This is a genomic window from Faecalibacillus intestinalis, assembly GCF_003024685.1.
Taxonomy (GTDB): Bacteria; Bacillota_I; Bacilli_A; order Erysipelotrichales; family Coprobacillaceae; genus Faecalibacillus; species Faecalibacillus intestinalis.
The window spans coordinates 1-23,759 of the sequence record NZ_PYLQ01000014.1 but is presented as its reverse complement, the minus strand read 5'-3'; the positions used below and the strand labels follow the sequence as shown (position 1 = coordinate 23,759).

25 protein-coding genes and 2 rRNA genes are annotated in these 23,759 nt (G+C 29.5%); 4 read left to right on the top strand and 23 right to left on the bottom strand.

The annotated features are described in order from the left end of the window. Positions 1 to 571 precede the first annotated feature (571 nt). From yfcE to thiD, 6 genes are all read right to left on the bottom strand, one after another. Positions 572 to 1,114 (bottom strand): phosphodiesterase, encoded by a 543-nt coding sequence (gene yfcE, locus C7U54_RS09780; RefSeq protein ID WP_107030173.1) that lies wholly within the window; start codon positions 1,112 to 1,114, stop codon positions 572 to 574. A 4-nt stretch (positions 1,115 to 1,118) separates the two neighbouring features. Beyond that, on the bottom strand, positions 1,119 to 1,601 hold the full coding sequence (locus tag C7U54_RS09775; protein ID WP_107030172.1) for a peptidylprolyl isomerase: 483 nt from the start codon (positions 1,599 to 1,601) through the stop codon (positions 1,119 to 1,121). A 3-nt stretch (positions 1,602 to 1,604) separates the two neighbouring features. After that, entirely contained in the window at positions 1,605 to 1,901 is a 297-nt protein-coding gene (locus C7U54_RS09770; protein WP_107030171.1) for a hypothetical protein, read from the bottom strand. A gap of 256 nt (positions 1,902 to 2,157) precedes the next feature. Beyond that, entirely contained in the window at positions 2,158 to 2,463 is a 306-nt protein-coding gene (locus C7U54_RS09765; RefSeq protein WP_233544744.1) for a GNAT family N-acetyltransferase, read from the bottom strand. Between the two features lie 262 nt (positions 2,464 to 2,725). Continuing rightward, positions 2,726 to 3,880, bottom strand: coding sequence for an NAD(P)-dependent malic enzyme (locus C7U54_RS09760; RefSeq protein ID WP_022001420.1), 1,155 nt, complete (start codon positions 3,878 to 3,880; stop codon positions 2,726 to 2,728). A gap of 44 nt (positions 3,881 to 3,924) precedes the next feature. After that, on the bottom strand, positions 3,925 to 5,358 hold the full coding sequence (thiD, locus tag C7U54_RS15675; protein WP_107030169.1) for a bifunctional hydroxymethylpyrimidine kinase/phosphomethylpyrimidine kinase: 1,434 nt from the start codon (positions 5,356 to 5,358) through the stop codon (positions 3,925 to 3,927). A 249-nt stretch (positions 5,359 to 5,607) separates the two neighbouring features. Between thiD and C7U54_RS09750 the strand changes: the two genes are divergently transcribed. Beyond that, entirely contained in the window at positions 5,608 to 5,895 is a 288-nt protein-coding gene (locus C7U54_RS09750) for a hypothetical protein (protein WP_022001422.1), read from the top strand. A gap of 55 nt (positions 5,896 to 5,950) precedes the next feature. Here the strand turns inward: C7U54_RS09750 and C7U54_RS09745 are convergent, their stop codons facing one another. From C7U54_RS09745 to C7U54_RS09725, 5 genes are all read right to left on the bottom strand, one after another. Then, positions 5,951 to 6,358 (bottom strand): hypothetical protein, encoded by a 408-nt coding sequence (locus C7U54_RS09745; RefSeq protein ID WP_107030168.1) that lies wholly within the window; start codon positions 6,356 to 6,358, stop codon positions 5,951 to 5,953. Between the two features lie 142 nt (positions 6,359 to 6,500). After that, entirely contained in the window at positions 6,501 to 6,761 is a 261-nt protein-coding gene (locus tag C7U54_RS09740; RefSeq protein ID WP_022001424.1) for a DUF3592 domain-containing protein, read from the bottom strand. A 43-nt stretch (positions 6,762 to 6,804) separates the two neighbouring features. Beyond that, complete coding sequence (locus tag C7U54_RS09735; RefSeq protein WP_107030167.1) at positions 6,805 to 7,404, bottom strand: pyridoxamine 5'-phosphate oxidase family protein; 600 nt, start codon at positions 7,402 to 7,404, stop codon at positions 6,805 to 6,807. A 130-nt stretch (positions 7,405 to 7,534) separates the two neighbouring features. Continuing rightward, positions 7,535 to 9,268 carry an ABC transporter ATP-binding protein gene (locus C7U54_RS09730; RefSeq protein WP_107030166.1) on the bottom strand — a complete coding sequence of 578 codons (1,734 nt, stop codon included), beginning with the start codon at positions 9,266 to 9,268 and terminating at the stop codon, positions 7,535 to 7,537. Then, the gene (locus C7U54_RS09725; RefSeq protein ID WP_107030165.1) at positions 9,261 to 10,979 is read right to left on the bottom strand and encodes an ABC transporter ATP-binding protein; all 1,719 of its coding nucleotides are present in this window, start codon (positions 10,977 to 10,979) and stop codon (positions 9,261 to 9,263) included. The genes C7U54_RS09730 and C7U54_RS09725 overlap by 8 nt, the downstream gene beginning before the upstream one ends. Before the next feature lie 100 nt (positions 10,980 to 11,079). Here C7U54_RS09725 and C7U54_RS09720 point away from each other — a divergent pair, with 100 nt between their 5' ends. Next, positions 11,080 to 11,925 carry a LysR family transcriptional regulator gene (locus C7U54_RS09720; RefSeq protein WP_107030164.1) on the top strand — a complete coding sequence of 282 codons (846 nt, stop codon included), beginning with the start codon at positions 11,080 to 11,082 and terminating at the stop codon, positions 11,923 to 11,925. Between the two features lie 89 nt (positions 11,926 to 12,014). Here the strand turns inward: C7U54_RS09720 and ilvC are convergent, their stop codons facing one another. Together ilvC and C7U54_RS09710 are read right to left on the bottom strand one after the other, a co-directional pair. Continuing rightward, complete coding sequence (ilvC, locus tag C7U54_RS09715) at positions 12,015 to 13,031, bottom strand: ketol-acid reductoisomerase (RefSeq protein ID WP_107030163.1); 1,017 nt, start codon at positions 13,029 to 13,031, stop codon at positions 12,015 to 12,017. A 123-nt stretch (positions 13,032 to 13,154) separates the two neighbouring features. Then, positions 13,155 to 13,838 carry a FadR/GntR family transcriptional regulator gene (locus C7U54_RS09710; protein WP_107030162.1) on the bottom strand — a complete coding sequence of 228 codons (684 nt, stop codon included), beginning with the start codon at positions 13,836 to 13,838 and terminating at the stop codon, positions 13,155 to 13,157. Between the two features lie 121 nt (positions 13,839 to 13,959). Between C7U54_RS09710 and C7U54_RS09705 the strand changes: the two genes are divergently transcribed. Then, a complete protein-coding gene (locus C7U54_RS09705) occupies positions 13,960 to 14,757 on the top strand; it encodes a DUF11 domain-containing protein (protein WP_107030161.1) in 798 nt (265 codons plus the stop codon). Between the two features lie 22 nt (positions 14,758 to 14,779). Here the strand turns inward: C7U54_RS09705 and C7U54_RS09700 are convergent, their stop codons facing one another. From C7U54_RS09700 to C7U54_RS09695, 3 genes are read right to left on the bottom strand one after another with little or no spacing between them, the layout of a single operon-like run. Continuing rightward, positions 14,780 to 15,082, bottom strand: coding sequence for a hypothetical protein (locus C7U54_RS09700; RefSeq protein WP_107030160.1), 303 nt, complete (start codon positions 15,080 to 15,082; stop codon positions 14,780 to 14,782). Then, positions 15,082 to 15,246: a hypothetical protein gene (locus C7U54_RS14615; protein WP_022002562.1), complete on the bottom strand. Its 165-nt coding sequence runs from the start codon at positions 15,244 to 15,246 to the stop codon at positions 15,082 to 15,084. Before C7U54_RS14615 ends, C7U54_RS09700 begins: the two co-directional genes overlap by 1 nt. 1 nt (position 15,247) lies before the next feature. Continuing rightward, a complete protein-coding gene (locus tag C7U54_RS09695; RefSeq protein WP_107030159.1) occupies positions 15,248 to 16,588 on the bottom strand; it encodes an MATE family efflux transporter in 1,341 nt (446 codons plus the stop codon). A gap of 113 nt (positions 16,589 to 16,701) precedes the next feature. Between C7U54_RS09695 and C7U54_RS09690 the strand changes: the two genes are divergently transcribed. Continuing rightward, positions 16,702 to 17,517: an Mrp/NBP35 family ATP-binding protein gene (locus C7U54_RS09690; RefSeq protein ID WP_022002560.1), complete on the top strand. Its 816-nt coding sequence runs from the start codon at positions 16,702 to 16,704 to the stop codon at positions 17,515 to 17,517. A 20-nt stretch (positions 17,518 to 17,537) separates the two neighbouring features. Here the strand turns inward: C7U54_RS09690 and C7U54_RS09685 are convergent, their stop codons facing one another. From C7U54_RS09685 to C7U54_RS09655, 7 genes are all read right to left on the bottom strand, one after another. After that, on the bottom strand, positions 17,538 to 17,879 hold the full coding sequence (locus C7U54_RS09685; RefSeq protein WP_022002559.1) for a hypothetical protein: 342 nt from the start codon (positions 17,877 to 17,879) through the stop codon (positions 17,538 to 17,540). Between the two features lie 63 nt (positions 17,880 to 17,942). Further along, positions 17,943 to 18,413, bottom strand: a complete 471-nt coding sequence (locus C7U54_RS09680; protein WP_107030158.1) for a hypothetical protein — start codon at positions 18,411 to 18,413, stop codon at positions 17,943 to 17,945. 11 nt (positions 18,414 to 18,424) lie between these two features. Further along, positions 18,425 to 19,153 (bottom strand): YdcF family protein, encoded by a 729-nt coding sequence (locus C7U54_RS09675; RefSeq protein WP_107030157.1) that lies wholly within the window; start codon positions 19,151 to 19,153, stop codon positions 18,425 to 18,427. Between the two features lie 51 nt (positions 19,154 to 19,204). Beyond that, positions 19,205 to 20,134, bottom strand: a complete 930-nt coding sequence (locus C7U54_RS09670; RefSeq protein WP_107030156.1) for a GTP-binding protein — start codon at positions 20,132 to 20,134, stop codon at positions 19,205 to 19,207. 61 nt (positions 20,135 to 20,195) lie between these two features. Further along, complete coding sequence (locus C7U54_RS09665; RefSeq protein WP_107030155.1) at positions 20,196 to 23,402, bottom strand: ABC transporter ATP-binding protein/permease; 3,207 nt, start codon at positions 23,400 to 23,402, stop codon at positions 20,196 to 20,198. An 84-nt stretch (positions 23,403 to 23,486) separates the two neighbouring features. Next, positions 23,487 to 23,594: ribosomal RNA gene (rrf, locus tag C7U54_RS09660) — 5S ribosomal RNA — on the bottom strand. A 74-nt stretch (positions 23,595 to 23,668) separates the two neighbouring features. Beyond that, a 23S ribosomal RNA gene (locus tag C7U54_RS09655) occupies positions 23,669 to 23,759 on the bottom strand; the annotation flags it as partial.

Here is a 23,759-nt window from a genome sequence, read left to right as displayed (position 1 = left end):
CCTTCACTCGTAAATATATTTGAAACCATTCCCTCTACCTTCATCTCCATGGAATTGCGATTTCCAATTATGAGACCATTCTCGATTTCGAACTGTTCAAACATTGCTTATGATGAGTAAACATCATATAAACATTAGGTCCTTTAGTATTGTGTGTCCTACCTACTACGACCTCAGCTGACTTTTTGTGACAAGCCTTTCTCGACCAACGGTACCATCACTGCTTTTAAAGTTTACTGGAATTCGTTGTCCACAAAACCTCTCGGGGTAATTCACTAATCCTCTAACTTTTACAACGTCTTGATTTACTGTCTTGGTTTTACGTTTACCTTTTGGACTTCGATTTGTAATGCAATCTCATCCACCATTTAGCCTTATATCAAGTTTCTGTTCGTACGCTCAAAAGAATCACTACACCACTTCCTCCATCCTTGCCATCACTGACAATGACTTGTGGTTCATTACACTTGGCGGTAAATACCTGTGGTTGGTTTATCTCCAACTGAATTAGTGCCATGCCCGGCACACATTAAAAAAATCGCTTGATATTATCTATCAAACGATTCTTTCATTAATCTAATTGTATTTGTTTTACAATTTCATTATCAAATGTTTTAATTGTAAAACAGTCATTTTCATAAATACCATAGCTATTCGTACCTTCTTTAGGTAAAGAAATCGAAGACGGATTTAAAATATAAATACCGTTTTCTTTTTTAGCAAGTGGTTTATGAAAATGTCCATAAATCAAAATATCATTTTCATTTAATAAAGGAAGTTGATCTTCATTAAATAAATGTCCATGTGTCATAAAGAAATGATGTTGATCAACATCCATTAAAGCATAGTCACTACGCATAGGGAAATCTAAAACCATTTGATCAACTTCACTATCACAATTTCCTCTAACTGCAATAATATCCTTCTTTAAAGGATTTAATAAAGCAATAACCTTCTTACAATTATAATCCTTAGGTAAATCATTACGTGGTCCATGATATAAAATATCCCCTAAAATAATAAGTTTATCCGCTTTTTCTTCATGATATTTTTCAATGGCCCTATTTGCCCAATAATAAGAACCATGAATATCTGATATAAACATTACTTTCATACAATTACGCTCTTCTAATTGTTTTGATCACAACTGGTGCTGTTGGACAATCTTGGAAGTTTGTAGGGACATTGGCAATTTGATCTACAATATCTAAACCTTCAGTAATTTTACCAAATGCAGCATATTCACCATCTAAATGTGGTGCTGGTTTATGCATAATAAAGAATTGTGAAGATGCTGAATCTTTGATCATTGTTCTAGCCATAGATAAAACACCTTCTGTATGTTTTAATTCATTGTTAACACCATTGCTTTTAAATTCACCTTTAATAGAATCACAATGTTTTTCTTTAAAGTCTTTTGTATATCCCCCACCTTGAATCATAAATTCTGGGATAACTCTATGGAAAATCAATCCTGCAAAAAAATCTTCATCAATTAATTTTAAAAAGTTTTCTACTGTAATTGGTGCAACTTCAGGATAAAGTTCTCCTTTCATCACATCTCCATTTTCCATTTCAATTTCAATTAATACTTTTTCCATTCTCTAATTCTCCTTATCTACAACATCTACATCAACAACCTTATTTTCAATAGATTGTTGTTTTTCTTTTTTCTTCTTCTTTAAAAGAAATCTTACTACAAAATAAACAAGTACAACTCCTGTCGCAATTCCAAATAACCAAACAATATTCTTTACTTGATCAAATTGATAAGCTGTCGCTACCACTAAACATAAGTTAATAATATTCATTGATCCTGCTAATTTATATTTTTGATTAACAATAAAATTTAAGGAAAGCGCAGATGAAGCAAATAACCCAACAATAAGCATAACTTCCATACTATGTACCTCCTTGTATCATTCTATCATAATAGAATCATTTTTGTTATATATTATTTAGTATGGACACTTGCATTAAGCATGTCAGTAATAGATATCATTGTAAAATTACTTCTATATATAACAAAAATAACTACCTCTTGTTTCTAGAAAAATGTGTGATAGTTATTTCATACTATTAAAATCCAAGGTAAACCGTTTGTTGTTCTTTTTTCATATTCATTATAATTAATTTTTTAAACAATTCTATAAAATCTTATCTATCTAATTTCATATATAACAGCGGATAAGGGTTTCCTGCTTCATCTAATTCTGTTTTCTTGTATGTTTTAAATCTCATTACTTCATAAAAACCAATAGCCTGCGGATTTTGCTCATTTACCGTTAATTCACAAACACCATAATTCTTCATACTATATTGTAGTAAAGCTTTACCTAGCCCTTTTCCTCTTTGGTTAGAAGCTATAAACAACATCTCTAATTTATGATTTTCAATTCCCATAAATCCCACAGCATCATCATTATCTACAACCATCAAATGTTCAACATTCTTTAATGCCATTGGAATATATTCTTTAATATGTTCAATTTCTTGTTCATTTAAAAATGTATGTGTGGCTTTTACAGAATCTTCCCAAACATTTACAGTGTATTTAATAGTTCATCATTTCTATCTTTTATCTCAATTATTTTCACTGATCATTTTCACCCTATTCTCTCTACCCATATTTATCATCGATTTCTTTCACTTTAACTATGATAATATAATTATATGAAATAGCCCTACCAAATAGGTAGGGTCATTTATTTTGTTAATATCTTTTTTATTTAGCAAATTGTTTAATTGCATCAGCAACAGCTGCTGTCACATCTTTATTGAAGATTTTTGGCATGATATTTTCTTCATTTAAATCTTCATCACTGATTGTATCTGCAATAGCTTTAGCCACAGCTACTTTCATTTCTGGTGTAATTGAAGGAACTCTTGCTTCTAATGCTCCTTTAAAAATACCAGGGAAAGCTAAAACATTATTAATTTGATTTGGATAATCTGAACGACCTGTTCCAACAACTCTTGCTCCTGCTGCTTTGGCTTTTTGATAAGTAATTTCTGGTTCAGGATTTGCCATTGCAAAGATAATTGGATCATTATTCATTGAATGAACCATTTCATCAGTTACTAGATTTGGTTTAGAAACACCTACAAAAACATCTGCACCTTTTAATGCATCAGCTAATGTACCTTGCATATTATCAGGATTAGTAATATCACATAAAGCACGCTTATGAGGAATAAGTCCTTCTTGTCTATCTTTATATAAAATCCCAAATTCATCCACTGCAATAATTTTACCAACACCGGCTGTATGCATCATTTTAATAATAGCTGTTCCTGCAGCTCCTGGTCCATTTAAAACAACTGTAATATCTTTGATATCTTTTTTTGTCACTCTTAAAGCGTTATATAAGGCCGCTAAAACAACAACAGCTGTTCCATGTTGATCATCATGGAATACAGGAATATCTAACATTTGATCTAATCTTTCTTCGATTTCAAAGCAATCTGGAGAAGCAATATCTTCTAAGTTGATTCCACCAAAACATGGTGCAATATTTTTAACTGTTTGAATCAATTCTTCTTTATCTTGTGTATCTAAACAAATAGGTACCGCATTGACATCTCCGAATTTTTTAAATAGAGCAGCTTTTCCTTCCATGACTGGAATCGAAGCTTTGGCTCCAATATTTCCAAGTCCTAAAACAGCTGTTCCATTTGAGACAACAGCAATTGTATTTGATTTTGTTGTATAACGATAAACATCTTCTTCATTTTCAGCAATCTTACGACAAGGTTCAGCAACCCCTGGCGTATAAACAACAGACATATCATCCATTGTATTAATTTCACAATTTAATTCCGTATGTATTTTTCCTTGATGTTTTTCATGTAATTTCAAGGCTTCTTCATAATAATTCATTTTCATCACCCGCCACTATTATACCTATAAAATAGACAATTCGTCTAATCTTTTTTATCTAAAACATAACCATGATCCATTGGGCCTTGTCCTTGTCCTAAATCAAGCATTGCCGCAAGCGCTCCCGAAATATAATCTTTAGCTTTTTTAACAGCATTTTCCAAATTTTCACCTCGTGCTAAATAAGAAGCAATCGCACTTGATAAAGTACATCCCGTACCATGAGTATTATTGTTATTAATACGTTTTCCTTTAAACCATTGATAATTACCTTCTTTATAAAGTAAATCATTAGCATCATTGATTTGATGTCCACCTTTAAGTAATACTGCACAATGATAATGATCTCCAATATATTTAGCTGCTGTTAACATTTCTTCTTCATTATTGATTTTTAATCCTGATAAAACTTCGGCTTCAGGAATATTTGGTGTTAAAACCGTTGCGAGTGGGAAGAGATTTTCTTTTAATGTATCAATAGCTTCATCACTAATAAGTTTTGCCCCACTTGTAGCCACCATCACAGGATCAACAACGATATTACGTGCATGATATTGTTTTAACTTTCCACTAATAGATAAAATGACTTCTTTTTGAGAAACCATTCCAATTTTAACAGCCATTGGATAAATATCTGTAAACACACTATCCATTTGACTTGCGACAAAAGAAGCACCCACATCATAAATCGCGTCGACTCCTGTTGTATTTTGAGCCGTTAATGCAGCAATAACAGACATGGCATAAACACGATTTGCAAGCATTGTTTTTAAATCTGCCTGAATTCCTGCACCTCCACTACTATCACTACCTGCAATTGTAAGGCAAGTTGGCATTTTGTTAGAGATAACTCTTTGAATTTTATCTTTTAATAGGCTACTTGCTTTTTGGATATCATCACTTCCAAAGATACTTGAAACGATAGCAACACCATCAATAGCAACACCCATAAATTCTAAGATATTCACTTGATTAATACCACCAATGGCAACCACAGGAATATCAACTTTTTGACAAATTTCATTTAATGTATCCATTGAAATATTTTGTGCATCATCTTTTGTTTGAGTTGCAAAAATAGCTCCGACACCTAAATAATCAGCCCCATTTTCTAAAGCTATTTTTGCTTCTTCATAATTATGTGCAGATACACCAATAATTTTATCTTCACCTAATATTTTTCTTGCTTCTTTTAAATTTAAATCATCTTGCCCAATATGAACCCCATCTGCATCAATTTCTTTACACAATTCAACATCATCATTAATAATCAAAGGAACATGATGTTTTTGACACACACTTTGAACATCCAATGCTTCTTGTTTAAATGCTTCATGTGTCATTTCTTTTTCTCTTAGTTGAATCATTGTTACACCACCAAGAATGGCTTCTTCAACTAATTCCGACATTTTTCTTCCTTTTAAATATTTTGAATCTGTTACTCCATACAATAATAAATCTTCTTTATTTAATTTCATCAAATTTCCTTCTTTCTTTACAATATTCTTTTTTTATTTCCCTGGAAATAAAAAGAGAGCCCTGTTGAACTCTGTTAACGTTTATATCTCCTACGTTGGCATTATCCAAATCAGGTTATGGGTCTAAGTCAATACTTACTCTCAGCAAAAAGCTCCCCGTTTCCTTTATTATAATTTTTTTAATAAAAATTGTCTATTTTTAATCATATTATTTATGCTTTTGTTCAAACTATAAAAGGAGGTGCTTTCATGAAATTATGTATTACAGCAGGTAACTATCACATTTTTAAATTAATGATTAAAAATCATAAAGATTCTCGCATTCAATTAAAAAACATTCATCCTTTAGATTTTGACCTTGTTTTTGATGTTTATACATCTTTAGATCAAAAAACAGTTATTTCTATACTTAGCCATGAATTACGTTATTCCCCTTTTATGTATCTATGCCCTGGTTTTAAAGTCATTCCTTTAAAAAAACGTCTTCCTCATGGTACAAAAGAATCAACTACTCCTTTAAATCTTTCTTTTAATTGAATAATTTACATTAAAAAACAGTTTGAGATAGCATTTATTTCAAACTGTTTATTTTTTAATTAATAATTTTTAAAACACCTTCTTCACTATTGATGTTAAAGATATTTAATGTAAGTTCATTCAATTTTTCTAGCAATGTATTTGTGAGTTGTTTTTCTAAAGGACTTGATAAAGTTCCTAATTTCACTTTAAGCAATTCTTTTAAAGTATTGAGTTTTCTTTCATCTCTCGTTCTTTGAAATAATTGATCCATTGCCTTACACATATTGATTTCATCTTCTTCTGGTAAGTCTTCTCTTCTAATATTTGTACACGTAAATGTTGCCGCCATCGTGAAGCTTTCTGTTTCGATTTTACGATTATTTCTTAAGTCATCATAATTTCCTGCAAACATACTTTGACTGATTTCTACGACATCTCGATATCTTTTGATTTCTGTTGGATCATCTACATTTTCTATCATTGTATCATATGTTTAAAGATAATTCGTCTCACATTTGTCTCATTTCTATTATTATTTTAGCAATCTCTCCTACCTTCTTCAATGGGCGGATAGTCCAAAAAAGTTTCTAATAAAAAAACCTACGAAATCATCTCGTAAGTCTTTAAAGAATACGTATTATTAAACCTGCTATTAACGAAGAAATACCCACAATTATAAAAATGATATATAGCTTTTTTTGTGGATTATTTTCTAAAATCAATATACGTTTAGGATTATTTTCCTCATACATAATTTCTAAGGAACTCCCTATAGGAAGTTCTTTGCCATAACCAATAGAGAGTTTTTGTTTAATTTCATTTCCATAATCATAAAATTGAATTACCGGAAAATAGGAATAAGAAAAACTATCATCACTTTGCATTCTTTCTCTTATATTATCAATCACTTTAGCTAATGTATGAATATTACAATACTTTACTTTCTATTGCTTGTACAGGACATTTTTCATAACATAATCCACAATATAAACAACGTTCTTGTTGAATTTGATAATTTGAAATACATTGTTGTGGACAATTCTTTTGATATAAGCCACATTGAATACATTGATTACTAATGATAAATCCCTTAGGTTTTATCTCTTTATTCACTGAAAAACTCTCTCTATAAATAGGTTCTTTGCCTAAATCAAAGAATTCTAGTTCACCTTCTTCAAGACAAAAGGCTTCTAAAATATAACGACTCTCATTTGGATAAACATAATTCATTAATGAATTATGTTTAAAAATACGATCTATCCAATATTTTTGCTTTTCTAATCGTTTAACAAGTCCATTTAAACGAACCATTTGATACTCTTTATTCATTCCTATAATTGCAACGTATGGATGATTTTTTAATTGTTTATAAAAATCTTTTCCTCTTGCTGTACAAAAATATAATTTATTATCTTCAACCAACATCACATCTATAATTCTTACTTGTGGTTGATTATTTTCATCAACGGTTGCAAAAGCAACATCTTTGATTTCTCTTAAAATATTTAAACAAGTTGAAACATTCATTGTTGTGCCTCCTTTTTCGTTTTTCATTATAATTTTATTTCTAATAAAAAAAAGCACGCACAATATTGTGGTATAGTTACTTCAAAGTAACTAATAAAAAAGTTACGACTTAAAATCGTAACTTTCTTGATTATTCAGTTTCGAATTGACTGTAATAAAGTTGATGATAATAACCTTGTTTTTGAAGCAATTCTTCATGATTACCAATTTCTACAATATGTCCTTGATCCATAACGATGATTTGATTGGCATTTTTAATCGTTGATAAACGGTGAGCAACAATAAAGGTTGTTCTTCCTTTCATCATTTCATCAAAAGCTTTTTGAATTTGTAATTCTGTACGCGTATCGATTGAACTTGTTGCTTCATCTAAAATCAACATTGGTGGATGTGTTAACATAATACGTGCAATACACACAAGTTGCATTTGTCCTTGAGACATATTTCCACCATCTTCTTCGACCATTGTATCGTATCCTTGAGGAAGAGACATAATATATTTATGCACACGTGCTTTTTTAGCCGCTTCAATGATTTCTTCATCACTAGCTTTTGTTTTTCCATAAGCAATATTTTCTTTAATAGTCCCTTTAAATAACCAACTATCTTGTAAAACCATACCGTACATTTTTCTTAAATCTTCTCGGTTCATATCTTCAATATTAACATCATCAATTGTAATTTTTCCACCTTGAGGATCATAGAAACGCATTAATAAGTTAATTAATGTTGTTTTTCCACAACCTGTTTTACCTACAATAGCTGTCATTGTTCCTGGTTTAGCTTCATAGTTAAAATCTTGAATTAATGGTTTACTTGGATCATAACTGAAATTTAAATGATCAATGATAATATGTCCTTGTTTATTTTCAATGATTTTAGATGTTGTTAATTCTTGGATTGTTTCTTCATCTAATAATGCAAAGACTCTTTGACTAGCCGCAATGGCTGTTTGCATTTCTGACATAACGGATGATATTTCATTAAATGGTTTTGTATATTGGTTAGCATATGTTAAAAAGCTTGAAAGAATACCTACTGTAAATGAACCATTTAATACTTGAAATGCTCCAAAAATACCAACAGCAGCATAAACAATACTATTAACTAAACGTGTTGTAGGATTAATTAAAGCTCCATAGAATTGTGAAATAACCCCACTTTTATGCATACGTTCATTGATTTCATTAAACTTTTCTTCGTTTTGTTCTTGATAATCAAAAATATTAACAATTTTTTGATTACCTATCATTTCTTCACAATAACCATTCATTTCCCCTCTTAAAGCAAGTTGTTCTTGGAAATAAGAATGTGTTCTTTTAACAATCAAAGAAGCGACAAGTAAAGAAAGTGGTGTTAAAACAACCACAATTACAGCTACCGAAAAATGAATATAAGCCATAATCAAAATCGTTCCTACAATTGTTGCAATTCCTGTAAGCAAGGATGTAAAACTTTGTAATAAGCCTTGTCCAATTAAATCAATATCATTGATCAATCTTCCTAAAATATCTCCATGACTTGTAGCATCAATATATTTTAAAGGAAGAACTTGAATTTGATCAAATACTCTATTTCTTAAATCATTCGTAATATTATAAGTAATTGTATTTGTAATTTGTCCCGTGATCCATTGAATCAAAGAAATAATTAAAATAACAATTCCAATAAAAATAAGTTTGTTCAATAACGCTTGAAAATGAACTTGATTCTTTCCAACCAATAAATCTATTGCTTGACCTATTAAAACAGGTGTAAGTAAAGTAAAGACAACAGAGACAATTGATAAAAGTGTTAATAACATAATTAAAAAACGATAAGGTTTACAATATGTAAGCAATCTTTTAATTGTTTTTTTATCCATTGAGATCACCATCCTTACTATTTTGAGATTCATAAATTTCTTTATAAACCGTACAATTTTTTAATAATTCTTCATGACAATCAAAACCAACAAGTTCACCATGATATAAAACCATAATACGATCACATCTTTTTAAAGACGCTGTTCTTTGAGAAATAACAATTTTTGTCATTTCTTTTAATTCTTGTAATTGTTTTTGTAAAGCAGCATCTGTTGCATAGTCTAACGCACTTGAACAATCATCTAAAACTAAAATATCCGCTTGTTTATAAAGTGCTCTAGCTATTGTTAAACGTTGTCTTTGTCCACCAGAGAAGTTTTTCCCACCTTGAACAACAGCACTTTCTATTCCTTGAGGAAGACGACTTACAAATTCTTTAGCTTGTGAAACTTCTAAAGCTTTATTCATTGTTTCTTCTTGGTAAGGTTTTGACATACAAATATTTTCTTTAATTGTTCCTGAAATCAATGATGTATTTTGTAAAACATAACTGATATGTTGTCTTAATGTTTCTAGTTTATAATTTTGAATATTTTTACCAGCTATTTTAATTTGTCCACTTCTAACATCATAATTTCTTCCAATAAGGGATACTAGTGTTGATTTACCAGCACCCGTTCCTCCAATAATTCCTACTGTTTCACCTTTATTGATCGTAAATGATAAGTTGTGTAACACATCTTTTTGAAGATATCCAAAGTTGACATCTTTAAATTCAATCATTTTTTCATTAGGAATAAGGGTTGAATAACTTCCTTGATCTTCTACTTGCGGTGTTGTTTCAAGTACTTCAAAAACTCTTTGATAACTTGCTGTAGCTTTATTGTAGATTGATAAAACATTCGCAAAGACAATGAGTGCTTGTAAAATACTATTCATATAGTTAATTAAGGCAATAACTTCCCCTTGAGAAAGACTTCCTACATTGACTTGGAAACCACTAGCATAAATAATAATAATGATTGCAAAGTTTACAATTAAATAAGTAAAGGGATTTAATAAAGCTTGTATTTTACCTACTTTTACTTGTTCATCTTTTTGATTTTTTGTTTCTAAATTAAATCTTTTTACTTCATGATTTTGATTTGAAAAAGCACGAATAACACGTACACCTTTTAAGTTTTCTCTTGCTATTAAAGCAATCTTATCTAATAACTTTTGAATACGAGAGAAATAAGGCATCGAAATAATTGTAATTGATAACATCGATACCGCTAAAATAATCGCCCCTACAACAAAGATCATTGATAAAGAACCACTGATCATAAACGCCATAAATAATGAACCAATCATTAAAAATGGAGCTCTTGATGTAAGACGAATCGTCATCGCTACAGCTAATTGAATTTGTACTACATCATTAATAAGTCTTGTAACTAATGATGGTGCTGTAAGGGTATCTAAATTGGCATCATCATATTGATTGATTTGATGATACATATCTTTTCTAAGTTGTGTCCCCACACTTTGTGATGTAAGGGAAGCATACCATTGACAAACAAGTGCAAATAAATAACCAAAAACAGCTAAACCAATAAGGACGAGCCCACATTTTAAAATATAATTGGTATCTTTATAAGCAATTCCTTTATCAATGACAGAGGCCATAACAACGGGAACACATAATTCTAAAGCAGCTTCAAAGATTTTAAATAAAAAACCTAAAGTTGCTGAAAACTTAAACTCTTTTACATATTTTAACAGTTTCACATTCTTCACCTCTGCGTTATTATATGATAAGATTTATCTATATGTAAAATATATATATTATATAATAATTATATTATTAACATATAAAGGAGGATTTATAATGGATATTCGACAAATGAAGTATTTTAAAACAATTGTAGAAGAAGGAACTATTTCTAAAGCTGCACAGGTTTTACATATGGCACAGCCCCCTTTATCTATTCAACTTAAACAATTAGAAGAAGAACTTGGTATTACTTTGTTAAAAAGAGGAAATAAACAAATTGAATTAACAGATGCAGGAATGCGTTTTTATAAAAGATGTCTTCAAATATTAGATTTAACTGAAATTACTAAAAATGAATTAAAAGAATCTTTTCAAGATGTATTAAGAATTGGAATTACTTCTTCTAATGGTGGTTTAATTCAACAAGATAATATTAAGCATTTTATTGAACACTATGATCATGTTCAATATCGTATTTATGAAGGTTCTACTTATGAAATACTTGATTTATTATTGTCTCATAATATTGATTTAGGGATTGTTAGAACTCCTTTTGATACTTCTAAAGTTAATACGTTTTATTTAGAAAAAGAACCTATGATTGTTATAGGTAAAAAAGAATATTTTAAAAGACCTATTTCTAAAATGAAAGACTTAAAAAAGATACCTTTGATTATCCATCAAAGATATCTTCCTTTAATCAATGATTATAGCCTAAATAAACACATTCAAATTCAAATAAAAGTGACTTGTGACGATAGCCGAACTTCTCTTATTTGGGCAAACAGTGGTATTGGTGTTGCTATCGTTCCTTTAAGTAGCTTATCTTTAAATTATGATTCTTCTTTAGAATATGCTTATTTAGAAGATAAAGATTTATATACAGGTATTGCTTTTATTACGAGAAAGAATGAAGAAACACCTATTCTTATAAATCAATTTATTGAATGTTTTAAATAAGTAGAGATTAATTTAATCTTTACTTATTTATTTTATATTCAATAGCTTTTTTGCATAAAAAAAGAGGATATTTCTATCCTCATAATTGATTAGTTATTGATTAATTTATCTTCATCAGACCAAGAATAAAGTTTTCTGATTTCTTTTCCGACTTTTTCTGATTCATGTTCTGCAGCTAATTTTCTCATTGCTTTGAAATGTGCTTGTCCTCCAGCCGCTGACATGTCTAATAAGAAGTCTTTTGCGAATGTTCCATCTTGGATATCTTTTAAGATTTGTTTCATTGCTTTCTTTGTATCTTCTGTAATGATCTTTGGTCCTGTAATATAATCTCCATATTCTGCTGTATTTGAAATTGAATATCTCATTCCTTCAAATCCTGATTGATAGATTAAGTCTACAATTAATTTCATTTCATGGATACATTCAAAGTATGCATTTCTTGGATCATATCCTGCTTCTACTAATGTTTCAAATCCTGCTTGCATTAAAGCACATACTCCACCACATAAGACTGCTTGTTCTCCAAATAAGTCTGTTTCTGTTTCTGTTCTGAATGTTGTTTCTAGTACACCTGCTCTTGCTCCTCCAATTGCTAGTGAGTATGCTAAGGCGATGTCTTGTGCTTTTCCTGTGTAGTCTTGTTCTACGGCTACTAGACATGGTGTTCCTTTTCCTGCTTGATATTCACTTCTTACTGTATGTCCTGGTGCTTTGGGTGCAATCATTGTTACATCAACATTTTTTGGTGGTACGATTTGGTTGAAATGAATATTGAATCCATGAGCAAACATGAGCATGTTTCCTTCTTCTAAGTTTGGTTCAATTGATTCTTTGTATAATTTTGCTTGTAATTCATCGTTGATTAAGATCATGATAATATCTGCTTTTTTAGCAGCTTCTGCTGAAGTATAAACTTCTAATCCTTGTTCTTCAGCTCTTTTCCATGATTTTGATCCTTCATATAATCCTACGATGACTTTTACTCCTGATTCTTTTAAGTTTAATGCATGTGCATGTCCTTGTGAACCATATCCGATGATGGCTACTGTTTTCCCATCTAATAATGATAAGTCACAATCTGATTCATAAAAAATTTTTGCCATTTTTAATATCCCCCTTAATTTTTATTACTCGATTTCCTTTTTCGTTACCCATTATACGTCTAACGTTGTCTTATGTCAATAGCGTTGTCTGCTCTCTTTAAATATTTTTTTAACAATCATCAATTATTTCTTTTCTAACTTTAATTGATTGATTGCCCTCAAGATGTGAATACGCATAGCACTTTTAGCTCCTTCAGCGTTTCTTGCATTCATAAACTCCATAATCGTTTTATTATCTGAAATAATATTTTGATTAGAAACATGTTCATATTCATAAAGAAATACCCCTTTTTGAATAGATTCTTGAAGTACTGGTTCTAACCTAGACATAAATTCATTATGAGTTGCTTGAGCAATAGAACAGTGAAATAACATTTCTTGTTTTGCATAACTTTTTTTATTTGTAATACATTCTTCAATTTCGTTTTTTAAAGCATTAATTCTTTCTAATTCTTTATCTGTTGCACGAAGGGTTGCATAATAAGCAATTTCTGGTTCAAAAATCAAACGAATTTCATAAAGATCATCTGCCCCCATTTTAACTTCTGGAAGTATATTGAACTTTTCATAACTTTGAACATCATAATCTTCTCTAACAAAAGTTCCTTTCCCTCTTTTAATTTCTAAAACATGTCGTGTTACTAAAATACGTATCGCTTCTCTTAATGTAATACGACTAACTCCTAATTCTTTAGATAATTCAATCTCATTAGGAAGTTTATCTCCTGGTAAATATTTCTTTTCAACGACGATCATCGAAAGGAGCATCTCAGCAATATCATCCGATAACCTTTTTTTCTTATCCATATCTTTCCTCGATTCCTTAAATTACTTGAAATTCTATCACAAAAATAATAATTATTCTATGCCCTTTTGTCCATACATCTTTTTTTAATTCCTCATATAGTACAATGAAAGGAGGTTATTTATGGACAATATAGCCAATCAAGCCACTTTGCTTTACAACAATATGACAACTAATTCAAATACAGTAACAACTCAAATATTAAGTCTCTATGACTTAACTGCTACTAAAGAAGCACTTCTTGATACTTATACCCCTAATCAAACAATCACTTATGTAACAAGAGTAGAAAATACAGGAAGTGCTTCACTTTATAATTTAACAGTTGTCGATGATTTAGCTAAAGGACTCACTCAATATATTGATAATAGTGTAGAAGGTTATTTAAATGGTACACCGATTGAAGTAAACGTACAAATAACAAATAATACAGTTATTTTTACCATTGATAATGTAATAAATCCTAATGATAATGTGCTTATTATTTTTGAAACAACGACACCTACAACAAGACCAGATGTGCTTACAAATACACAAACAATTACAGCCAATGGTGGATCAACCACTGGTCCTATCGTTGCTGTCACACCAAATCCTAGTGCAACTGTCACACTAGCAAATTATGTATCATTAGATATTACCAAATCAGCAAATAAAGCTAGTATTTATAGTGGAGACACACTTGTTTATACTTTCCAAATTATCAATAATGGTAATGAAACTGCAACAAATGTTTCATTTAGTGATGTTTTCCCAACAGGATATACAATTAATAGTATTTCTCTAACAACACCTGATTCACCTACACCTATTATCTATGATCCAACAACTTATGTTACTGGAACAACACTTACAATTCCTAATTTAGCTATTCCTGTAGGTACTAGTACGCTTACTGTTTCAGGAATTTATACAAATTAAAATGGATGCCATGGCATCCATTTTAATCGTATAATTGAAAATTTAAATGATAGACAAGAGAATCAAACATTTTTGTATTAAATCCATAAGCAATACAATCATCTACTTCTCCATCCCAATCATTATTTAATTGACCTAAAACTTCTTGTGCTTTTTCTTTTGTTATTTGACAAGTCGCAAAGAATTCAACAGCATCTTTTTCCATTTGTGATTCTTTGTAAGGAGATACTGAAAAATCAGGATAGATTTCTAATAATTCCTCTTTTACTTTTTGATAATCTTCTTCTTTTGAACTTGATATAACAACATATAATGTTCCTAACATTATTTCATCATCCTTTCTTTAAACTTTGATATATTTTCAAAATCATCATTTTGTCTTTTTTCTATATCATGATATAACTTACTTACCTTAAATGCAATCATGATAAAATAAAGAATAAGCATTACAATTAAAATGACAAACCACATAAAAATAAGCCAACCCAAATTACATAACTCCTTTATCTAATTGATGTAAATCTATATGATAAAAAATATAAAGCATGATTGCAGCAGCAATCCAAGCAAGAACCTCTGCTAAATATATTCCATAAACACCCATATAATGCGGTAAAATAAGTGCTGCTGATACTCTCATAATTAACTCAACAATTCCTGATACCATTGGAATAATCGTATTTTCCATCCCTTGAAGAGCACTTCTATAAGAATATAACATATATAAAACTGGTAAACAAACAGCCATTGTAAATAAATAATCATAAGCATATTTTAAAACAATTTGTGTTTGTTTTGGTGTCGTAGATATAAAAAGTAATAATATTTTTTTACCAAAGAATAGAATAACGATCATAATAACAATGGAAATAAAAACAGATAAAATATTTGCTTGAAAAACACCGGATTTCATTCTTTGATATTTTTTAGCTCCATAGTTTTGTGAAACAAAGGTTGTAATTGCATAACCAAAGGATATAGCAACAACTTCTAATATTCCATAGAGTTTATTTGTTGCTGTATAACCAGCAATAAATAAGAAACCAAAGTCATTAACTACAGATTGTAAAACAATTCCACCAAAAGCAATAATCAAGTTTTGAAAAGCTAATGGTAAACCTAATTTAATGAGTTGATAAATAAGTTTTTGATCTATTTGAAAACTATCTTTTTTAATTTTAAAGGGTAATTCTTTTCTTAATTTAAAATAACAAAAAGTAGCTGCAAATAATTGTGAAATCAATGTTGCTATTGCTGCACCAGCAATTCCTTGATGAAAGATATAAACAAATAATAAATCGAGTATAACGTTTAAACAAGCAGCAATGACCATTGCAATAAGCGGTGTACGACTATCTCCTATAGCTCTTAAAATACTTGAAAAACAATTATAAAAGATTACAATTAAAGCTCCACCAGACATGATTCTTAAATAGGTAATAGATCCTTGAATTGTATGACTTGGTGTATTTAATAGTTTTAATAAAGGTTCGATAATTATTTGTGAAAAAATGATAACTAAAATTGCTATTACAAAACATGAAAGATAGGACATCGCAATTGATTTTTCCATTCCTTTTTCATCATTAGCCCCTAAACAATTAGATACACGAATTGAAAATCCTTGTGTAAAGCCCATTAAAAGTCCTAAAATAGCCCAGTTGATCCAATCTGCCCCACCAATAGAAGCTAATGCATCAACACCTACAAAACGCCCTACAATCATGGTATCTACCATGATATAAAGTTGTTGTAAAAGATTACCGAACATTAAAGGTAAAGCAAAGAAAAAGATAAGTTTTAAAGAATGACCTGTAGTTAAATTTTTCATAAATTTCCTCCATAGATTTAATTATTAAGAGTTTTTAATATAAAGTCAATCATATTATTTTTTTATTTTTTGATTTTAGGTTATAATGTATAGAGGTTAAAGGAGAGAGTAGTATGGCTAATTGTAATCATGATTGTAATTCATGTAAAAGTACATGTTCAAAAAAAGATTTTTTAGCACCAATGAATGCACATTCTCATGTAAAAAAAGTGATTGGTGTTGTAAGTGGTAAAGGAGGCGTTGGAAAGTCTTCAGTAACTTCATTATTGGCGCTTGCTAAACAAAGAGAAGGATATAAAGTAGCTATTCTAGATGGTGATATTACAGGACCTTCTATAGGGCGTATTTTTGGCGTAGAAAACAAACAAGTTTTATCTAATGGTAAAGAATTCACACCTGTTGAAAGTAGTCAAGGAATTAAAATTATGTCTACGAATTTATTATTAGAATCAAATGATACACCAGTTATTTGGCGTGGTCCCGTACTTGCAGGAATGATCAAACAATTCTGGTCTGATGTAATGTGGGGAGATGTTGATTATATGTTTGTTGATATGCCTCCAGGAACAGGAGATGTTCCACTTACAGTTTTTCAATCACTTCCATTAGATGGTATAATCATTGTGACAAGTCCTCAAGAACTTGTAGGGATGATTGTAAGTAAAGCTGTTAATATGGCTAAAAAAATGGATGTCGATATTATTGGTATCGTTGAAAATATGTCTTATGTTAAATGTCCTGATTGTGATAAGAAAATTTATATGTTTGGTAAGAGTCATAGTCAAGAAGTGGCTGATCGTTATCAACTTCCATTACTTGGTCAATTACCTATTGATAGTGAATTGACTCAATTATCTGATCAAGGTTATGTTGAAAATTATCATTCTGATTGGTTTGATGAGTTTTCTCAAAAAGTAAAAGATATTTAAAAAAGCACTCACGTGCTTTTTTAATTTAGTGGCTCATTATTACGATTCATGAAGTCTTTTACGGCATCATTTAAAACATCATTTAAATATCTACTAAATTCATCTTTATCTTCTACATTAGATAATTGAATAGGCATGTTTACAACACCAACATGAACATTTTCATCAGCCATAAGTTTTTCAATATCACCTGATTGTCCAAACATTTTTGATGCTGCTTGCATTGTTTTACAATGTGACATTGTCGCATAATATATATAATCTTCAATTGTTTCCATTCCAGCAACATCTTGAATTTGTTTAAATTGTTCTTCTAATAATTCCATTTCTTCATCATCAAATTCTAAAACAACTTGTTTCATCTCAATCACCTCATATTTCGTGTAATATATTATCACAAACTTTAAAAAAAGATAGTCTTTTTATTATTTATTTCTAACAAGGAATAAACTTATAGATCTAAAAAATCCCAATGTTAAAACATTGAAAACAGTGATCCAATCTCCATATTTAGGATAAACCTTTTTTATAATTTGATGTAAAATATAAATATTCATAATAAAAGAAAGTAAAACACATCCTAAAAATAATAAAAAGATAATTGTATCTAATGAACCTAATTGAACATTTAAAGAGAGATAAAAAAGAATTGTTCCCATAATTTCAATCATCATTAAAAATAATCCTTCCTTTTCCAATGCTACTTCTTTTCCTAGAAGATATTTACTGTAATAAGGAATCCATGATTTTTTTGAATGTGTTTTATTATATAGAAAAAGACTTTCAAAAATATAATTTTCAACAAGATAAAAGATGCTGATAAAGATCAAAAAAAGATATAATGCATAAAAAGACATAAATAAACCTAAAACTACTAACACACTTATTCCTCCCATAATCTTACCTCCTAAAGAATAAATTCATAAACAATGCCAAAGATTTCTCTTACAAAATATGTAGGAAATAACCACCAAGCAGTATGAGCACTTATAGCATAACTTTTGATATTTAATCGACGAGCTATTGTTTGTGCACGATATTCATGAAATTCATTTGTAATAATCGTGATTGCTTTAGGTAAATTTTCTTTTTTAATTAATTGATAAGAAAACAATATATTTTCTCTTGTAGAAGTAGACTTATCTTCTTGATATAAGCGATGAGGATCAATTCCTTTACTTACAAGATATTGATACATACATTTAGCTTCTGATATTTCTTCATTAGCACCTTGTCCACCTGATAGAATACATTGTAATTTAGGATTTTCATTTAAATATTGATATGTTTTATCAAGTCTTTCTTTTAATGCAAGACTTGGTTTTTTATTTTTAACACGACATCCTAAAACAACAACTGTTGTTTCTTCTTGAGGTAATATATTCATATTTGTAAGTATTTTATAAGAACACGTAGAAATAATTGCTAAAAGGATGATTATGAAAGATAATATTATTTTAGAAAAAATCAAATGATGTAATGGCTTATTAAAAAAGATAATAAGGAAACAGCCTAAAGAAACTATCATTCCTGCTATATTTCCAATATTTAAGATTCCTTTTAATAAAAAAGGAAGTAAAAAAATAATAAAACTTATGATAAAAAATATCAGTAATAAATATTTTATAATTTTCATTGTTTCACCTACTTGGATTCATTCTAACAAAAAATAGAGATTTTGACATCTCTATTTAAAATATTGATCTATTTTATTTTTATTTAGTTCTTCACCCATAACAATTATGACATCTTGCCCTTGATTGATTTCTTGTATAGAGGTATCTTCTTGAGTCATATTGATTTCATACCAGTGTTTTTCTTTTTGATAAAAACCTTTAACTCTCATGACATGACCACAATCTTGATCTTTAAATATATGATTTATTTTTTGAATAAATTCATCTTGATTGAATCTATTATTCATATAATAAAGAGATTGAAAAGCATCATTTTGGTTAAACCATAATTTTTCAATATAATCATTTGTATATTGACTATTTAATAATTCTTGATAATCTTCTTGGGTCATTTCATCCCATTTTTTAATTTTTAATCTTTCTTGTAGAAGAGGTTTTCCATGAAATAAAGCAAGTGCATCATTCATTTGTTGAATTGTTTCTACAATTCTTCCTTTACTTGTAGTATCTACTTTACTTAAAATAATTTTTCCTGCACTTACAATTTGGCTTGCAAGTAAATAAGAGGCTTCTTTAGATAAATTCTTTTCTAATGAGGCATCTACAATTGCAAATACATTTCCTATTTCATACCAATTTGTAAGAGGTTCTTCATGTAAAACATCAAAAAATTCTTCTACATCAAAAATACCTGACGGTTCTACTAAAACACGATCAAACCCTCTCATTCCCATAGATATCAATTTTGTCTTAAAACGTCTTTGATGACAATCCTTATCACAAGCTCCTGCTACCATTTCTAATTCACAGTTTTCTGATTCTAAATCTTGTAATAACATCATATCAACATTAACTGCACCAAAATCGTTTTCAATAATTCCAATTCTATATCCTTGATCAATTAAATATTGAGCATATTTTTTTATGAAAGTTGTTTTACCAGATCCTAAAAAACCTGTTATTAAATCTACTTTTACCATAATCTTCACTCCTTGATTTTATTATATATCTAAAGAAAAAAAAGTCTAATAGAAAGACTCTTTAATCTGTTCTTAACGCTGTTACAGGATCTTCTTTCGCTGCTTTTTTAGAAGGAACAATTCCTCCAAGTAGAGTTAAAATCACGCTTAAAATAATTAAAACAATTCCTGCAACTGGTGGTAAAGAAGCATTAACAGCTGTTGTATCTGCAATATTGTGAATAACAATATTAGCTGGGATAAGAGCGAGTAATGTAATAATAATTCCAATAAGACCTGCAAACAAGCCAATAATAAATGTTTCAGCATTGAATACTTGCGAAATATTACGTTTAGAAGCACCTATGGCTCTTAATATACCAATTTCTTTTTTACGTTCTAAAACACTAATATACGTAATAACACCTATCATAATTGAAGAAACAACCAATGAAATACCTACAAAGGCTACAAGGACATAACTAATGACATTAACAATATCAGTTACCGAAGACATTAATGTTCCCACAAAATCTGTATACGTAATGACTTTTTCTTCTTGATTTGTTTTTTCCATTTTATGATTGTACGTATCTAAAAAGTGAATCACTTTTTCTTTGCTTTCAAAGTTTTTAGGATAAATACTAATACTTGCTGGTTTTTTAAAATCAGCATATCCTAATTTCTTTATATTATTATCATATGAATCTTGTTCACTTGTCATCATTGATGAAATAATACTCATAAAATCATTTTCATCACCACTAAAGCTCATTGCTTCTGCAAAAGCATGACTATCAAATTGAAAAGCATTTGCCATTGAAGAACTCATAGACATCATACTTTTTTGAATACCTCTTTGTAGAGAGGATGATAAATTTTGCATAGATGATTGCATATATTGAGACATAATTTGAGAAATTTGTGTTTCTATGTTTGTTGATTGTATAATAGATGTCATTTCTTGAGTTAAAATATTCTTTGCTTCTTGAGAATTTAAATAGCTCATTAAATACTCATTTATTTTTGTAATATCTAAGTCATTTGCGCCTAATTGTTTTTTATAATCGTCTAAGACTGCATTGATAATTTGTTGCATTTCATTTTGATCAATACCATCTTCAATATATTTCTTTACTTGTTCTTCTATAACTTGACGTGCATGATCTGTTTGCAAGTAATTTATAAATTCTTGTGTAGCTTGATTAATATTTACTTCTGGATGATTTTTTTCATATTCTAAATAACCATTTAATAAAGAATTAGCTAAATGATCAAGTTGATCACTTGAAACATTAAATTGAATTTGATTAATTATTTGATTCATGTCTAATGTTGGAAGTGATAGATGTGTCAGTTCTTGATTTAAATTCGTAAAATCTAATTGTAAAGCTTGTGTATTGAACTTAAATGCTGATTGCATTTTGTTTTGATCAATTGTAAATAATGAACTTAAATCAAATTGTGAATTTTTTTCTTCAAAAGCATTTCCTGTAAAAATATTCACATTTTTATTTTTTAATTGATCTTGAACAATTTGGGTTGTAAATGACTTTTCTATAATATGTTGTACAAGCGATGATGGATAATAAATTCCTGTTGATAACATGGTCGCTGTTTGGTCATCTTTAGGTTGGACAATGCCTACAATTTTTAAATCTTCACCATTTTGAACAAGTTGATTCATATATGTTTGATCATTAGATTTATCTTTATATACATGATATTGTTCATCATATTCATAATAATCCGCCGATTTAACAAGTTTGAATGTTTTATTTAAAATATCTTGATAACTATAATCATCCTCTTTTAATGTCACATCTACATCTTCTTCATTAGCAAACTGTTGTACCATTTGATCTAATTCTGATGAATCTCTTAAACCAAGTGTATAAGCCATCATATCACTTATCTTTCCAGAGGAAGTAAGAACAACAACACATTCATTATATTTTTTTGGCCAATGACCTGCTTTCATATCATATTGTCCACTAAATAAGTTGGTATTTTTAGGCATGGATTTAAAGACATCTGTAGACATCATGGAAGACATCATATTATTTGAACTTGTAGATGATCCCATTCCTAGTGAACTAAATGTTTTATCAGGATTAACTTGTCTATAAGTATTATCTTGATAGCGATATATTTGTGGTGTCACACTATAAGTATATTCGATTGCATTGGAATAATTTTTTAATTGTTTTTGATTACTTTGAATATAACTCCTTAATGATTCTAAATCATTTGATCCAATTTTAGAAAACATTGTAGTCATCATATTAGCTACTTGAATATCATTTTTAGAAGATTGTTTTTTATCTTGACTATCATCTACTAACATTGATGACATATCTATACCAGTACTTGTAATTTGTAAAGGATATTCTGACAACGTATCTTCTTCAATTGTTTGAATATACGTATTAACACCATTTGATAAAGATAATATAAGAGCTATTCCTATAATCCCTATAGAACCTGCAAAAGATGTTAAAAAAGTCCTTCCTTTTTTTGTTTTTAAATTATTAAAACTAAGGGATAGTGATGTAAGTAAAGACATAGATGTTTTCCCCATATTACGATGTTGTGGGACAAAACTTTTAACATGATATGGGTTTGTATCATCTAAAATAACTCCATCTTTTAATGTAACAATACGTGTTGCATATTCTTTGGCAAGTTCTGGATTATGAGTAACCATAACAACAAGTCTGTCCTTAGCAACTTCTTTTAATAAATCCATAACTTGTATACTCGTTTCACTATCTAAGGCTCCTGTTGGTTCATCAGCCAATAAAATATTAGGATCATTAACCAATGCTCTTGCAATAGCAACACGTTGCATTTGTCCTCCTGATAACTGATTAGGCTTTTTATGAATTTGTTGTCTTAATCCTACCTTGGTAAGAGCATCAATTGCTTTTTCTCTTCTTTGTGCTTTAGAAACACCAGAAATAGTAAGCGCAAGTTCAACATTGGATAAAATTGTCTGATGTGGAATTAAGTTATAACTTTGGAAAACAAAACCGATTGTGTGATTACGATAAGAATCCCAATCTCGGTCTTTATATTTTTTTGTAGAGATACCATTGATAATTAAGTCTCCACTGTCATATCTATCTAATCCACCAATAATATTTAAAAGTGTGGTTTTACCAGAGCCACTTGGACCAAGTATCGCCACAAATTCATTATCTCTTAAATTAAGGCTGACATGATCTAAAGCTTTTTGAATAAAATTTCCCGTTTTATACTGTTTACAGATATCTGTTATTTGTAACATCTTTTCCCCTCCATATAGAATAAAATTATCATTTCAATTTGAACTTATGATTAATAGTATGTAAAAACATAAAAAAAAAGAAGGAACTGGCAACGAGCTATTTTCGCACAATGTACTATCTTCGCCGCGATGATGCTTAACTTCTGTGTTCGGAATGGGTACAGGTGTGTCCATCATGCTATCATTACCAGATTCTTCTTTTCAAGTGTCTTCAGGACACTCAAAACCAGACAGTAGTTTTTCTTCTTTCAAGCTCGCTTGCCTTTTCGGTCAAGCCCTCGACCTATTAGTATCAGTCCGCTTAACATGTCACCATGCTTACACTCCTGACCTATCTACCTTATCGTCTTTAAGGGG

What these genes read in the sequence shown, in the direction of transcription:
- C7U54_RS09730 (WP_107030166.1), bottom strand. Translation starts at nt 9,268, where the DNA reads ATGGATAAAAAAACAATTAAAAGATTGCTTACATATTGTAAACCTTAT.
- C7U54_RS09705 (WP_107030161.1), top strand. Translation starts at nt 13,960, where the DNA reads ATGGACAATATAGCCAATCAAGCCACTTTGCTTTACAACAATATGACA.
- C7U54_RS09760 (WP_022001420.1), bottom strand. Translation starts at nt 3,880, where the DNA reads ATGAATTATTATGAAGAAGCCTTGAAATTACATGAAAAACATCAAGGA.
- yfcE (WP_107030173.1), bottom strand. Translation starts at nt 1,114, where the DNA reads ATGAAAGTAATGTTTATATCAGATATTCATGGTTCTTATTATTGGGCA.
- C7U54_RS09685 (WP_022002559.1), bottom strand. Translation starts at nt 17,879, where the DNA reads ATGAAACAAGTTGTTTTAGAATTTGATGATGAAGAAATGGAATTATTA.
- C7U54_RS09665 (WP_107030155.1), bottom strand. Translation starts at nt 23,402, where the DNA reads ATGTTACAAATAACAGATATCTGTAAACAGTATAAAACGGGAAATTTT.
- C7U54_RS09745 (WP_107030168.1), bottom strand. Translation starts at nt 6,358, where the DNA reads ATGATAGAAAATGTAGATGATCCAACAGAAATCAAAAGATATCGAGAT.
- C7U54_RS09735 (WP_107030167.1), bottom strand. Translation starts at nt 7,404, where the DNA reads ATGAATGTTTCAACTTGTTTAAATATTTTAAGAGAAATCAAAGATGTT.
- C7U54_RS09710 (WP_107030162.1), bottom strand. Translation starts at nt 13,838, where the DNA reads ATGGATAAGAAAAAAAGGTTATCGGATGATATTGCTGAGATGCTCCTT.
- ilvC (WP_107030163.1), bottom strand. Translation starts at nt 13,031, where the DNA reads ATGGCAAAAATTTTTTATGAATCAGATTGTGACTTATCATTATTAGAT.
- C7U54_RS09750 (WP_022001422.1), top strand. Translation starts at nt 5,608, where the DNA reads ATGAAATTATGTATTACAGCAGGTAACTATCACATTTTTAAATTAATG.
- C7U54_RS09770 (WP_107030171.1), bottom strand. Translation starts at nt 1,901, where the DNA reads ATGGAAGTTATGCTTATTGTTGGGTTATTTGCTTCATCTGCGCTTTCC.
- C7U54_RS09740 (WP_022001424.1), bottom strand. Translation starts at nt 6,761, where the DNA reads ATGCAAAGTGATGATAGTTTTTCTTATTCCTATTTTCCGGTAATTCAA.
- C7U54_RS09680 (WP_107030158.1), bottom strand. Translation starts at nt 18,413, where the DNA reads ATGGGAGGAATAAGTGTGTTAGTAGTTTTAGGTTTATTTATGTCTTTT.
- C7U54_RS09765 (WP_233544744.1), bottom strand. Translation starts at nt 2,463, where the DNA reads ATGGCATTAAAGAATGTTGAACATTTGATGGTTGTAGATAATGATGAT.
- thiD (WP_107030169.1), bottom strand. Translation starts at nt 5,358, where the DNA reads ATGAAATTAAATAAAGAAGATTTATTATTGTATGGAGTAACAGATTCA.
- C7U54_RS09700 (WP_107030160.1), bottom strand. Translation starts at nt 15,082, where the DNA reads ATGTTAGGAACATTATATGTTGTTATATCAAGTTCAAAAGAAGAAGAT.
- C7U54_RS09775 (WP_107030172.1), bottom strand. Translation starts at nt 1,601, where the DNA reads ATGGAAAAAGTATTAATTGAAATTGAAATGGAAAATGGAGATGTGATG.
- C7U54_RS09675 (WP_107030157.1), bottom strand. Translation starts at nt 19,153, where the DNA reads ATGAAAATTATAAAATATTTATTACTGATATTTTTTATCATAAGTTTT.
- C7U54_RS09670 (WP_107030156.1), bottom strand. Translation starts at nt 20,134, where the DNA reads ATGGTAAAAGTAGATTTAATAACAGGTTTTTTAGGATCTGGTAAAACA.
- C7U54_RS09720 (WP_107030164.1), top strand. Translation starts at nt 11,080, where the DNA reads ATGGATATTCGACAAATGAAGTATTTTAAAACAATTGTAGAAGAAGGA.
- C7U54_RS09695 (WP_107030159.1), bottom strand. Translation starts at nt 16,588, where the DNA reads ATGAAAAATTTAACTACAGGTCATTCTTTAAAACTTATCTTTTTCTTT.
- C7U54_RS09690 (WP_022002560.1), top strand. Translation starts at nt 16,702, where the DNA reads ATGGCTAATTGTAATCATGATTGTAATTCATGTAAAAGTACATGTTCA.